At 70.0% G+C, this 12,514-nt stretch carries 14 protein-coding genes; 7 read left to right on the forward strand and 7 right to left on the reverse strand.

Features of this window, described 5'->3' with window-relative positions:
• Window positions 1-72: 72 nt before the first annotated feature.
• The 4 genes from OG802_RS22740 to OG802_RS22755 form a co-directional block, all read right to left on the reverse strand.
• Window positions 73-516, reverse strand: a complete 444-nt coding sequence (locus OG802_RS22740; RefSeq protein ID WP_329413146.1) for a hypothetical protein — start codon at window positions 514-516, stop codon at window positions 73-75.
• 14 nt (window positions 517-530) lie between these two features.
• Window positions 531-740, reverse strand: a complete 210-nt coding sequence (locus OG802_RS22745) for a hypothetical protein (RefSeq protein WP_329413147.1) — start codon at window positions 738-740, stop codon at window positions 531-533.
• Window positions 737-1,231, reverse strand: a complete 495-nt coding sequence (locus OG802_RS22750; RefSeq protein ID WP_329413148.1) for a hypothetical protein — start codon at window positions 1,229-1,231, stop codon at window positions 737-739. Before OG802_RS22750 ends, OG802_RS22745 begins: the two co-directional genes overlap by 4 nt.
• A gap of 175 nt (window positions 1,232-1,406) precedes the next feature.
• Window positions 1,407-2,015, reverse strand: a complete 609-nt coding sequence (locus OG802_RS22755; protein WP_329413149.1) for a dihydrofolate reductase family protein — start codon at window positions 2,013-2,015, stop codon at window positions 1,407-1,409.
• 77 nt (window positions 2,016-2,092) lie between these two features.
• Between OG802_RS22755 and OG802_RS22760 the strand changes: the two genes are divergently transcribed.
• The 7 genes from OG802_RS22760 to OG802_RS22790 all read left to right on the forward strand — a co-directional run bounded on the left by OG802_RS22760 (window position 2,093) and on the right by OG802_RS22790 (window position 9,809).
• Complete coding sequence (locus OG802_RS22760) at window positions 2,093-2,470, forward strand: DUF192 domain-containing protein (protein WP_329413150.1); 378 nt, start codon at window positions 2,093-2,095, stop codon at window positions 2,468-2,470.
• 59 nt (window positions 2,471-2,529) lie between these two features.
• Complete coding sequence (locus OG802_RS22765) at window positions 2,530-3,327, forward strand: class I SAM-dependent methyltransferase (RefSeq protein WP_329413152.1); 798 nt, start codon at window positions 2,530-2,532, stop codon at window positions 3,325-3,327.
• A gap of 603 nt (window positions 3,328-3,930) precedes the next feature.
• Window positions 3,931-4,704: an isoprenyl transferase gene (locus tag OG802_RS22770; RefSeq protein WP_329413154.1), complete on the forward strand. Its 774-nt coding sequence runs from the start codon at window positions 3,931-3,933 to the stop codon at window positions 4,702-4,704.
• Window positions 4,705-5,065: 361 nt separating this feature from the next.
• Window positions 5,066-6,391: a PhoH family protein gene (locus OG802_RS22775; RefSeq protein WP_329413156.1), complete on the forward strand. Its 1,326-nt coding sequence runs from the start codon at window positions 5,066-5,068 to the stop codon at window positions 6,389-6,391.
• 418 nt (window positions 6,392-6,809) lie between these two features.
• Entirely contained in the window at window positions 6,810-7,484 is a 675-nt protein-coding gene (locus OG802_RS22780; RefSeq protein WP_329413158.1) for a transglycosylase SLT domain-containing protein, read from the forward strand.
• A gap of 70 nt (window positions 7,485-7,554) precedes the next feature.
• The gene (locus OG802_RS22785) at window positions 7,555-8,277 is read left to right on the forward strand and encodes a transglycosylase SLT domain-containing protein (RefSeq protein ID WP_329413160.1); all 723 of its coding nucleotides are present in this window, start codon (window positions 7,555-7,557) and stop codon (window positions 8,275-8,277) included.
• 161 nt (window positions 8,278-8,438) lie between these two features.
• A complete protein-coding gene (locus tag OG802_RS22790) occupies window positions 8,439-9,809 on the forward strand; it encodes an AI-2E family transporter (protein ID WP_329413162.1) in 1,371 nt (456 codons plus the stop codon).
• 64 nt (window positions 9,810-9,873) lie between these two features.
• Here OG802_RS22790 and OG802_RS22795 read toward each other — a convergent pair whose 3' ends face one another.
• The 3 genes from OG802_RS22795 to OG802_RS22805 form a co-directional block, all read right to left on the reverse strand.
• Window positions 9,874-11,067, reverse strand: coding sequence for an IS30 family transposase (locus tag OG802_RS22795; RefSeq protein WP_329416962.1), 1,194 nt, complete (start codon window positions 11,065-11,067; stop codon window positions 9,874-9,876).
• 304 nt (window positions 11,068-11,371) lie between these two features.
• Window positions 11,372-11,905: an alkyl hydroperoxide reductase gene (locus OG802_RS22800; RefSeq protein ID WP_329413163.1), complete on the reverse strand. Its 534-nt coding sequence runs from the start codon at window positions 11,903-11,905 to the stop codon at window positions 11,372-11,374.
• Between the two features lie 6 nt (window positions 11,906-11,911).
• Complete coding sequence (locus OG802_RS22805; protein WP_329413165.1) at window positions 11,912-12,466, reverse strand: peroxiredoxin; 555 nt, start codon at window positions 12,464-12,466, stop codon at window positions 11,912-11,914.
• Between the last annotated feature and the right edge of the window lie 48 nt (window positions 12,467-12,514).

The raw sequence follows: 12,514 nt of genomic DNA on the forward strand, positions 1-12,514 counted from the left end.
GGCCGTCCCACTGCCGTTCACCGTCCGCATGCGACCCAGGAGCGGTGAGGGCGACGGGCGACCCCTGCGCACCTACAGGGCGTCCGGGACGTGCAGGTCGTTGGTGCACGGCAGCCCCTCGGCCAGTGCGCGGACGAACTGGACGGTCAACTCATCGAGGAGCTTCGTGTCGAAGTCGGGCACGTTCTTGACCTCGGTCTCCACCTCGAAGGGGAGGTCGGCTTCCTGGTCCTCATGGGAGTTCTTGATCTTGCAGGGGAACACGGCGATGACGCGCAGGCCCGCGTCCTCTCGCTTGACGAAGGCGTCGCTGCCTGCGGGCTTCCAACCGAGGCCCGCCTTCCTGGCCTTGATGTTCGCCGGCATGTCCGATGCCCAGGTCGCGTACGAGTTGAACCGCTTGCCGGTGTTGTCCACGCCCAGGTCGCAAGGGTGGTCCGTGGTGCGCAGGCTCAACTCCCTGCCGGGTTCCCAGCGCCGAGTGAGGGCAGCCCGGTCGGACATCAACTCGTCCACGGGGACGGCATGGTTCAGGGTCTCCAGGTCCCTTCACCCATCTCGTCCTGGAGGGCGTCGATCCGGTCGGCACCGAACAGCGCGTTGCAGGCGCTCCAGCCGACCGGGGCGTCATTTCTGGCCTTGCTGCCATCGCCGTCCCTCGAACCGGAGCACGCGGAGAGAACGGCCAGTACCGCGGCCACCACGCAGACGGGGGGAAGCTTTTTCCGGACGGGCTTCACTGCGACACCTTCTCCGCGTCCGAGATGGCGTCCTTCCCATCCCTGCACGAACCCTCGATCTCCCGGTTGAGCTCGAGTTTTTCTGCCTGTGTCATACCTATGGCGTCGGCGTAGTTGTTCACAGGCACCCAGGCACCGCGCTCGCCGGCGGCCTCGAGGCCCTGCACCGACCGCAGCGCCTCAGGGTCGTTCTTGTACTCGTTGTCCTCCAGGTATTGCAGTGTGTGAGTTCCGTATCCGGTGTCGAGGGTGGACCCGACGACCTCCACGACGACGGGGACCGCGGTGGCGGCGACCACGCCGGCAGCCGGTCCCAGGAACACGGCCGTCGCGCCCGCCGTCACAGCCGCAACACCTGCCGCGACGCCCCCTGATGCCATCGTCTTGCGCCACTCGCCCTGCTTTTCCATCGCGAGGTTCCGGGCGGTCTCGTCGTCTTTGAATTCCTCGCGAATCTGGTGTGCCCGGGACTCGTCGAGGATGCCGTTCACCTTGGCCGAGTTGTGAGCGAAGGCGATTCCGTCGTCACGGGCGCCCTCGTGGGAAGCGAGTCCGCTCGCCGCTCCCACTCGTCCCACGCCATGTTCCGCCGTCCCTCCCCCGTTGCCCGGCCGTGGACTTGGTCGGGGCTTTGCCAGGATCAAGGGAGTGTAAAGCAGTGTTCGGCTAGGGGACCGGTGTTTCCCCGTCGGTCTGCACGGCCTCTTCACGCGCACGCTGGTAGTGCAGCAGGACGACTCCGTTGCCGAAGGTGTGGGAGTCGAGCAGGGTGAGGGGCGTCATGGTGTCGGGGTGGGGGAACAGGGGTGTGCCGCGGCCGACGAGGACGGGGTGGACGTACACGCGGATCTCGTCGACGAGGTCGTGGTGCAGGAAGGCGGCGGCGAGGTCGGCGCCGCTGAGCCCCAGGTCGCCGCCCGGCTGCCGGGTGAGGGCGCGGACCTCGTCGGGCACGACCTCCCGGACGATCACCGTGTTCCAGTCGGCGTGCCGCAGGGTCCGGGAGTACACGTACTTCGGGATCTGCCGCCAGATGCCGGCGAACTCGGCCATCGCCCCGTCGGGATCGACGTCCGGGCCGGAGTCGTACGTGGGCCAGAAGCCGGCCATGAGCTCGTGGGTGACCCGGCCGGAGAGCAGCCCGCCCAGCCCGCGGACGACGTCGTTCATGTGCCGGTGGAGTTCCTCGTCGACACGATGCCAGGAGATGTCGCGGTCGGGGCCTTCGATGTAACCGTCCAGGGACGTCGACATCATCAGGACGATCTTGCGCATCACGCACCTCGCTGGACCACGGACGGACTCGGCGGACGGTCGGAAGGGTAGGCCCTGGACGACGCGAAAGGTGGGACATGAGGCGGCGTTGGCGTGACGGGCGGGGCCGGTTGACGGTGCACGGGGACGGCGGGACCCTCGCGATCGTCCCGCTGGAGGTCGCCGCGTCCTACCGGGCGCGCACCAGGGGGCTGCTGGGGCGGGACGCCGTCGACGGAGCGATGATGCTCACCCCGGCCTCCGGCATCCACACGTTCCGGATGCGCATTCCCATCGACGTGGCCTATCTGAGCGCAGACCTCACCGTCCTCGCCGTTCGCACCATGCGCCCCGGCCGCCTGGGCCTGCCGCGGCCGCGCGCCCGGCACGTGCTGGAGGCGGAGGCGGGGGCCATGGCGGGGTGGGGAGTCGAGGCGGGCGCGCGGGTCACGGTCGAGGTGGACGAAAAGGGCTGAGGGGCCCGAGGGTCGAAATTCGCACGCGTTCGGTATCGGCCCTCTGGGACGATCCCCTGATGAAGAAGGACGACGGGCGTGACGAGTCTGCTCTCTTCGAGGGGCTGGTGGCCGAAGGCGCCGCCGTCCCCACCGAGGGGTGGGACTTCTCCTGGTTCGAGGGGCGCGCCACCGAGGCGCGGCCCTCCTGGGGGTACGCGATGTCGCTGGCCGCGCGGCTGGCGGGCGCGGACGCCGCGCTCGACGTGCAGACCGGGGGAGGGGAGGTCCTCGACTTCGCCCTCGGCCGGGCCGCCCCCAAGGCCCCCGTCCTCACCGTCGCGACCGAGGGCTGGCCGGCGAACCTCGCCAAGGCGACCGCGCTGCTGCGGCCGCGCGGCATCGCGGTCGTCGCGAACGCGGAGGACGCCCCGCTGCCCTTCGCGGACGCCGCCTTCGACCTGGTGAGCAGCAGGCATCCGGTGCGGCCCCTCTGGAACGAGATCGCCCGGGTCCTGCGGCCCGGCGGGATCTACTTCGCTCAACACGTCGGCCCGCGCAGCGTGTTCGAGCTGGTCGAGTACTTCCTCGGACCGCAGCCGGAGGGGGTGAGCGCCGACCGCCGTCCCGACCGTGAGCGCGCCGCGGCGGAGGCGGCGGGGCTGGAGATCGTCGGCCTGCGGGCGGAGCGGCTGCGCGTCGAGTTCCACGACATCGCCGCCGTCGTCCACTTCCTGCGCAAGGTGGTGTGGATGGTCCCCGGTTTCACGGTGGAGGCGTACCGGCCCCGGCTGCGCGCCCTGCACGAGCGGATGGAGGCCGAGGGTCCGTTCGTCGCCCACAGCACGCGCCATCTCGTCGAGGCCCGGCGCGGCTGACAAGGCGGGGGACGGGGCGGGGAGCGGGGCGGGGGACGGCCGGGAACGACCGGTCGGGCCGTCCGCGGCCGGATCGGGCCGAGCGCGGTCTCCACGAGGTTTCCACATCGTTATCGCGTGTGGTCCACATCGACGCTCCGCCTCACGTAAGTTCAAGCACAGGCAATTCGCGTGAGCAAAGCTGCGTGGACGTCACCGCGCAGTGGAGGGGGCCGCGCGGTGACGCTCGCGTCAAGCGGGCGTTCGTGGCCGGGTTAGCCCGTCAGGGGGACGGCCGGGCGGGGGGTCGGTGAGGCCCAGGTGCCGCCGAACCTGAGCTTTCTTCGGTGTCGGGGATCAATCCCCTGTGAATCAGCCCTTTTCCGGCCATGAACCACCCAGGAACCATGCCTGCGACGGCCGCCGGGGCGTCGCCGCGCGACTCCGGAGAGTAGTTGTGGCGCGCCGATGCGCGCGGCATCCCTCACGAAGGGTTATGGTGGAAACCCCCCCTCGGGCCGGTCCGTCTCCCCCCCACGGACCGGCCCGTTTTTCTGCCCAAGTGCGCACAGGGGTAGGCTGCGCCCCGCGGGGACCGCACCGTACGGAGGGGCTGACAATCACGTGAACCTGCGCGACAAGCTGCGCGGCCTTCTGGTCAGGCTGTACGCACGCCGGGTGGAAGGCCACCTGGACCACGCTCAGGTGCCCAAGCACATCGGCGTCATCATGGACGGCAACCGGCGCTGGGCGAAGGCCGCGGGTTCCACCACCGAACACGGTCACCGGGCGGGCGCGGACAAGATCGAGGAGTTCCTCGGCTGGTGCACCGAGACGGACGTCGAAGTGGTCACCCTCTGGCTGCTGTCGACGGACAACCTCGACCGCCCCCAGGAGGAGCTGGTCCCCCTCCTCGGCATCATCGAGGACGTCGTGCGCACCCTCGCCGCCGACGGCCGCTGGCGCGTCCACCACGTCGGCACCCCCGACATCCTCCCCTCGCACGTGCAGACCGCGCTGAAGGAGGCCGAGGAGTCCACCGCCCACGTCGACGGAATACTGGTCAACGTCGCCATCGGGTACGGCGGTCGCCAGGAGATCGCCGACGCGGTCCGCTCGATGATCGTGGACGCCGCGGAGAAGGGGACCTCCATGGAGGACCTCGCGGACTCCGTCAGCGTCGACCTCATCGGCCGTCACCTCTACACCGGCGCCCAGCCGGACCCCGATCTGGTGATCCGCACGAGCGGCGAGCAGCGGCTGTCCGGATTCATGCTGTGGCAGACGGCGCACGCCGAGTACTACTTCTGCGAGGTCTTCTGGCCGGCCTTCCGCAAGGTCGACTTTCTGCGGGCGCTGCGCGACTACGCGGCCCGCCACCGGCGTTACGGCGGCTGACGCACACCCCTGCCACGGCCCCGGCGCGGGCGCTCCGTATACCCCCTCCGGGGCGGAAGTAACGTGGAGTTCACCGCCTCGCCGTCATATGCCGTGGCATGGTCGCGCCTGTTCGAGGGCATAAGCCAAGCAGGTCGACGCCCGAACCACGGGTGTCGGATCTCAGCGGACGGCACGGGGCCGTCCGCCCGGGAGGCCCTTTGCACCAGCCCGACCGTGCGGTCACGGCACGGAACAAGCAGCGGGGCGCCGGTTCTCGGCCCGTGCAGGGCATTCGAGCACCGGCCTGGTTCTCTCCACCCTTCCGGCCCTGACTCCACTCCGTCGCTCCCCGACCTCATCCGAGGGGGTACGTCCTTCCGTGGTGACCAGCACAAAGCGCCGTATGCCAGACCGGCGCACCTATGTTCTCGACACCAGCGTCCTGCTGGCCGACCCGAACGCCATGACCCGCTTCGAGGAGCACGAGGTCGTGCTCCCCATCGTCGTGGTCACGGAACTGGAGGCCAAGCGGCACCATCCGGAACTCGGCTACTTCGCCCGGCAGGCCCTCCGGCTGCTGGACGACTACCGGGTGAAGTTCGGTCGCCTCGACGCCCCCATCCCGATCGGGGAACTCGGCGGCACCGTCCGTGTCGAGCTCAATCACTCGGACCCCAGCGTGCTGCCGACCGGCTACCGCCTCGGGGACAACGACTCCCGCATCCTCGCGGTGGCCCGCAACCTGCAGGCCGAGGGATTCGACGTCACGGTCGTGTCGAAGGACCTCCCGCTCCGGATCAAGGCCTCCTCGGTCGGCCTCCTCGCCGAGGAGTACCGCGCCGAGCTGGCCATCACCGGCTCGTCCGGCTGGACCGGGATGTCCGAACTGACGCTGTCCGGCGAACAGGTGGACATCCTCTTCGAGGAGGGCCGTCTGCACGTGCCCGAGGTCGCCGACCTCCCCGTGCACACCGGGCTCACCATCCAGTCGGAGCGGGGCAAGGCCCTGGGCCGGGTCACCGCCGACGGCAGCGTCCGCCTGGTGCGAGGCGACCGGGAGGCCTTCGGGATCAAGGGCCGCAGCGCCGAGCAGCGCATCGCGCTCGACCTGCTGCTCGACCCGGACGTCGGGATCCTGTCCATGGGCGGCCGGGCCGGCACCGGAAAGTCGGCACTCGCGCTGTGCGCGGGCCTGGAGGCGGTCCTGGAGCGCCGTCAGCACAAGAAGGTGATGGTCTTCCGGCCGCTGTACGCGGTGGGCGGGCAGGAGCTGGGCTACCTGCCCGGGTCCGAGGCCGACAAGATGGGCCCCTGGGCGCAGGCGGTCTTCGACACGCTGTCCGCGGTCACCAGCCGCGATGTCATCGAGGAGGTCACCGCGCGCGGGATGCTGGAGGTCCTGCCGCTGACCCACATCCGCGGCCGCTCCCTCCACGACGCCTTCGTGATCGTCGACGAGGCGCAGTCCCTCGAACGCAACGTGCTGCTCACCGTTCTGTCCCGGATCGGCGCGAACTCGAGGGTCGTCCTGACCCACGACGTCGCGCAGCGGGACAACCTGCGGGTGGGGCGATACGACGGCGTCGTGGCCGTCGTCGAGAAACTGAAGGGGCATCCGCTCTTCGCGCACGTCACGCTCAACAGGTCCGAGAGGTCCCAGATCGCGGCGCTCGTGACCGAAATGCTGGAGGACGGGCAGATCTGATCGGTCCGCCCCGGTATCCCGGGGTTCGGCGGCGGGCGCCGCTCGGCAAAGGCTGTGAGCCTAGCCGGGCGGCGCCCGCGTGTGTGGGGGTTTCGCGAAAACCCAGGGGCCTCCGCAGGTGTGAGCTTTCACACGCAACCCGGAATTGCCTTGCGGTGTCGGGTTACGGCAGAGTCTCGGTTCTGTCAGGCCCCGCATACGGCACACCTGTACCCGCAGGGGTACGGAAACCCAGTTGCACCACTGTCCAACTCCATAGCGTCGTCGTATGCCGCCCGAGCACCACGCGGCGCTCCCCTTCCGGGAGTTGCCCACCGGGCCCGTGTCTCCCGTGACCCCGCAGTTCGGAGACCAGCGTCAAGGGCACGATCGCGTCCGCCAGGGTCAACGAAGCGGACGATGCTGGAAGGAAAACCGTGTGAGCCGGATCTCGGTCCGGGGATTCGCAGTGGCTTCGGCCACGGCGGTCACCGCTGTCGGAAGCGTCGTCGGCGTTGCCTCGGGCAGCGTCGCGCAGCCCAACGACGCAGAGGCGACGGCGAGCGACGCGACGCTCCTCGCCGATCTGCCCGTCGGCCAGCAGGCCCAGGTGCAGACGGCGTCCCTCACCCAGCAGGCCGGCTACCAGGCCATCGCCGCGGACGAGGGCGCGAAGAAGGACGCCGAGGCGGCGGCCCGCAAGGCCGCGGCCGAGACGGCCGTCGCGAAGAAGAAGGCCGCCGAGAAGGCGGCCAAGGAGCGCGCCGAGGCCAAGGCCAAGGCCAGCCGCAGCGCCGGTGACTTCCCGGTCCTCAGCTCCTACTCCACCGCGCAGATCCAGGCGATGGCGGCGCAGATGGTGCCGGGCGGCCAGTTCCAGTGCTTCAGCAACATCGTGGACCACGAGTCCAGCTGGAACTACCACGCGGTCAACGCCTCCTCCGGGGCCTACGGCCTCTTCCAGGCGCTCCCGGCCGGCAAGTACGCGTCCGCCGGCGCCGACTGGCAGAGCAACCCGGCCACCCAGATCAAGTGGGGCCTCAACTACATGAACAGCCGGTACGGCAGCCCCTGTGAGGCGTGGTCGTTCTGGCAGGCGAACCACTGGTACTGAGCGCGGGGGCGGCCCCGGCCGTCCTTCCCCTTCATCTGATGCATCTGATGACACAGCAGAAGGAATCCGAGTGAGCCCGATATCCGCCAGGGGATTCGCCGTGGCCTCGGCCACCGCGGTCACCACCGTGGGCGCCGTCATGGGTGTCGCCCAGGGCAACGCCCTGCACCCCGTCGACGACGCCCAGGCGACGGGCGGCTCGACGCTGCTCGCTGATTTACCCGTAGGCGAGCAGGTCGAGGTCCAGACCGCCTCCCTGTCCCAGCAGGCCGACGTCCAGGCCAACGCCGCCGACGCCACCGCCAAGAAGGCGGCGTGGGAGACGGCCCGCAAGCAGGCCGCCAAGGACGCGGTGGCCAAGCAGCGGGCGGCCGAGGACAAGGCGAAGGCCGAGAAGGCCGAGAAAGAGGCCAAGGAGGCCGAGGAGCGCGCCAAGGAGAAGGCCGGCGCCCGGACGCAGTCCGCCTCGGGCGGTTCGACCTTCGTCCAGCAGGGGTCGTACTCCACCTCCGAGGTGCAGGCCATCGCCCGCCAGATCGTCCCCGGCGGCCAGTTCCAGTGCTTCAGCAACATCGTGGTGCAGGAGTCCGGCTGGAACTACAAGGCCGTCAACCCCTCCTCCGGCGCCTACGGTCTCGTCCAGGCCTACCCCGGCTCCAAGATGTCGTCCGCCGGCGCCGACTGGCAGACCAACCCGGCCACCCAGATCAAGTGGGGCCTGAACTACATGAACGACCGCTACGGCAGCCCCTGCGGCGCCTGGGACTACTGGCAGGCCAACCACTCCTACTGACGGCCCGCCACCCGGTGCCGGGAACCGCTCCGGTCCCGCACGATCCCGCGCAGCCCCTCCCCGTCTCCGGGGGAGGGGCTTTCGCCCTGTACGGTCGACAGCGGCCGTGACCGACGACTCCAGGGGGAGTGGTGGGGAGAGACGGGGGAAGAGGACGGATCATGTCGCGAGTGCCAGGGTGGCTCGGCCGGCTCGGCGCCGGGTTGAGCGAGATGAGTGAGCGGCTCGACGAGCGGCGTGCCGAGGTCGAGCGCGAGGGCGCCGAGCAGGAACCGGCGGCCGCCAAGGCGTCGGCGCCCGCCGCCGAGGAGTTCCCGCACGAGCCCGTGACCCCGGTTCCGCGCCCCGACCCCGCGCAGGCGGTGCCGTGGGGGGTCCGGGTCGCCGCCGAGGCGGGCTGGCGGCTGCTGGTGCTCGCCGGGACGCTGTGGGTGCTGATAAGAGTCATCAGCGCGATCCAGCTGGTCGTCATGGCGTTCGTCGTCGCCCTGCTCCTGACCGCGCTCCTGCAGCCCACGGTGGCCCGGCTGAAGCGGGCGGGCGTGCCCGGCGGGGCCGCCACCGCGCTGACCGCGATCCTCGGGTTCGTCGTCATCGGGCTGATGGGCTGGTTCGTGACCTGGCAGGTCATGGCGAACATCGACAACCTCTCCGACCAGGTCCAGGACGGCATCGACGACCTGCGCCGCTGGTTGCTGAACAGCCCGTTCCACGTCACCGACAAGCAGATCAACGGCATCGCCCAGAACCTGCGGGACGCGATCGGGAACAACACCGACTCGATCACCTCGGCGGGTCTGGAGGGCGTCACCGTCGTGGTGGAGGCGCTGACCGGCATCCTGCTGGCCTTCTTCTCGACCCTGTTCCTGCTCTACGACGGCCGGCGCATCTGGGAGTGGACGCTCAAGCTGGTCCCGGCCGCCGCGCGACCGGGTGTGGCGGGGGCCGGTCCGCGGGCCTGGGCCACGCTGACGGCGTATGTGCGCGGCACGGTGATAGTCGCCCTGATCGACGCGATCTTCATCGGTCTGGGCATCTACTTCCTCAACGTGCCGATGGCGGTCCCGCTCGCCGTGTTCATCTTCCTGTTCTCCTTCATCCCGCTCGTCGGCGCGGTGGCCTCCGGCGCGCTGGCCGTCGTGGTCGCGCTGGTCACCCAGGGCGTCTTCGCGGCGGTGATGACGCTGGCGGTCGTGCTGGCGGTGCAGCAGATCGAGGGCCACATCCTCCAGCCGTTCATCCTCGGCCGCGCGGTGCGCGTCCACCCCCTCGCCGTGGTCCTGTCGGTCGCGGCGGGCGGCATGGTGGCGGGCATCGGCGGCGCGATCGTGGCGGTGCCGCTGGTGGCCGTCACCAACACGGTGGTGGGCTATCTGCACGCCTACTCCCGCGAGCAGGCCCTGCGGCAGGCTCCTCGTCCCCGGGGGGCGACGGCGTCGAACGTGGCCCCCGTGACGGCGGCCCCGGCGGGCGGCGCCGCCGAGGCCCCGCCGGGCCCGGCCACGGAACCCCCCGCCCCGGACCACGCCTGACGACGACGAAGGCCCCGCACACCCTCAGGGGCGGATTCTCGGGGTCCTCGCAACACCTGATGGCTTATGCGGCCGTCAGTAGATCACGCAGGCGCTCGGCTGGGGTTCTCCAGCCGAGCGTTTTGCGTGGCCGGCCGTTGAGTTGCTGGGCAACGTGTTCGAGGTCTGCGGGACTGTGCGCGGAGAGGTCGGTGCCTTTGGGGAAGTACTGCCGCAGCAGGCCGTTGGTGTTCTCGTTCGATCCGCGCTGCCAGGGCGAGTGGGGGTCGCAGAAGTAGACTGGCACGCCGGTGGCCACGGTGAACTGCTTGTGCGCGGCCATCTCGCAGCCCTGGTCCCAGGTCAGCGAGCCACGCAGGTGCTCGGGCAGGGTCTGGATCAGCGGCACCAGCACATCGCGGACTTCCTCGGCCGTGTGCCCGCCGGGCAGATGTCCGAGCAGGACGTAGCGGGTGGAGCGCTCGACCAGGGTCACTATCGCGCTCTCGCTGCGGGGGCCGACGATCAGATCGCCTTCCCAGTGGCCAGGAACAGCCCGGTCCTCGACCTCCGGCGGCCGCTCGGAGATCATCACCATCTCGTCGACGAAGCGGCGAGTGCGCTGCTCCGGGCTGCGGTGGGGCTTGCGGCGGGTGCGTCCGGTGCGCAGCGCCAGGGCGACCTCGCGGCGCAGTCCGCCGCGGGCCTGGACGTAGATGGCCTGGTAGATCGTCTCCGGACTCACGCGCATGCTCTCGTCGTCGGGGAACTCGATGAGCAGAGCGTGGCAGATCTGCTCGGGCGACCAGCGTTCCTGGAGCTTGGCCGTAGCGAAGTCGCGCAACGCTCCTTCCCGGGCCAGCTTGGAGTCCTTTGGACGCGACCGGCTCTTCGCCCATGCCCGCTGGGCTTGGTGCGGCCGGTAGACGCCGTTGACCGCACGGGCGTCGATCTCACGCTTGACGGTGGAGGCCGGCCGGCCGAGTGCCCGTCCGATCGCGCGCAGCGAGCGGCCCTCACGGCGCATGTCGGCGATCAGCTCCCGCTCGGCCACGGTGAGGAAACGGGGGTGCAGCCCGGCCTCGACCGCGGCAACGGACGGCTTCGACGCGGCAGTAACGATGGTGATCACACCGGTCGTATAGTCGATCAGGCGGCCGTCTGCATGCAGGCGCGAGTGGCCGATCTGCCGGATCCCTTGGTCCCAGTCCCGAGCGGTGCGCTCGTGGACGCCGACCTGCGCGGCGGCATCGCGGCGATGGACTCCGGCCGCACGCAGCCGCTCGTACTCCGCCCGACCGGGATGCCCGGATGTGCCGGGCTTGCCGCGACCTCGGACACCGGCCTGACGGGCCCATCCGAACGCCGTATTGCGGTTCACTCCGACTGCGCGAGCGGCAGCGGTGATGCCGCCGTCCTCCCGATCCAGCGCCTCGAAGAACTTCGCCTTCAACACCTCAAAATCCACGATCCCCGCAACTCCCTGAACTCCAGGGTGTTGCGGGGATCAATAGAACCCGCCCAGGGTGTGCGGGGCCTTCGCGCGGCCGCGTACGGCCGGCCGCGCACGCCGGCCGTGCGGGTCAGTCGCCGAGGACGGCTTCCGCGTCCAGCGTCACGCCGACGGCCTGGATCACCGAGGCGATCTTGAAGGCCTCCTGGACGGTCTCGCGCGAGACGCCCGCCTTGCGCAGCACCTGCTCGTGGGAGTCGAGGCACATCCCGCAGCCGTTGATCGCGGACACGGCGAACGACCACAGCTCGAAGTCGACCTTGTCGACGCCGGGGTTGCCGATCACGTTCATCCGCAGACCGGCCCGCAGGGTGCCGTACTCGTGGTCCGAGAGCAGGTGACGGGTGCGGTAGAAGACGTTGTTCATCGCCATCACGGCGGCGGCCGACCGGGCCGCGGTGTACGCCTCCGGCGACAGGTTCGCCTTCGCCTCCGGCGCCAGCTCGCGCAGCACGATCGGGGAGCGCGAGGCGATCGCCGTCGCCAGCACCGTGCCCCACAGCTGCTGGGCCGGCAGCTCGGAGTTGCCGATGACCGAGCCGAGGTTCAGCCGCAGGTCCTTGGCGTAGTCCGGTATCGCCGACTTCAGGGTGTCGAGGGACATCTCAGCTCACTCCCCGGCCAGCAGCTGGACCGGGTCGAGGGTGCTCTCGCCCTTGGTCCAGTTGCAGGGGCACAGCTCGTCGGTCTGGAGGGCGTCCAGGACCCGCAGGACCTCCTTGGGGTTGCGGCCGACGGAGCCCGCGGTGACCATCGTGAACTGGATCTCGCGGTGCGGGTCCACGATGAACACGGCACGCTGGGCGAAGCCGTCCTCGCCCTCGATGCCGAGGTCGCGCATCAGCTCGTGCCGGGAGTCGGCCATCATCGGGAACGGCAGGTCGGTCAGGTCCGGGTGGTCCTTGCGCCAGGCGTGGTGGACGAACTCGGAGTCGCCGGAGAAGCCGAGGATCTGCGCGTCGCGGTCGGCGAACTCCTCGTTCAGCTTGCCGAACGCGGCGATCTCGGTCGGGCAGACGAAGGTGAAGTCCTTGGGCCACGCGAAGACCACGAGCCACTTGCCCTCGTAGGACTTGTGGTGGATCTGCTCGAACTCCGCACCCTTCTCCAGCGAGACGCAGGCGGTCAGTTCGAACTCGGGGAACTTGTCACCGACAGTGAGCACACGCTCTCCTTGCAGCGAGGAAGTGTCCGGATCGCGGACGCTTCCCTT

The organism is Streptomyces sp. NBC_00704 (assembly GCF_036226605.1).
Taxonomy (GTDB): domain Bacteria; phylum Actinomycetota; class Actinomycetes; order Streptomycetales; family Streptomycetaceae; genus Streptomyces.

What these genes read in the sequence shown, in the direction of transcription:
- OG802_RS22790 (WP_329413162.1), top strand. Translation starts at nt 8,439, where the DNA reads ATGTCGCGAGTGCCAGGGTGGCTCGGCCGGCTCGGCGCCGGGTTGAGC.
- OG802_RS22755 (WP_329413149.1), bottom strand. Translation starts at nt 2,015, where the DNA reads ATGCGCAAGATCGTCCTGATGATGTCGACGTCCCTGGACGGTTACATC.
- OG802_RS22760 (WP_329413150.1), top strand. Translation starts at nt 2,093, where the DNA reads ATGAGGCGGCGTTGGCGTGACGGGCGGGGCCGGTTGACGGTGCACGGG.
- OG802_RS22765 (WP_329413152.1), top strand. Translation starts at nt 2,530, where the DNA reads ATGAAGAAGGACGACGGGCGTGACGAGTCTGCTCTCTTCGAGGGGCTG.
- OG802_RS22800 (WP_329413163.1), bottom strand. Translation starts at nt 11,905, where the DNA reads ATGTCCCTCGACACCCTGAAGTCGGCGATACCGGACTACGCCAAGGAC.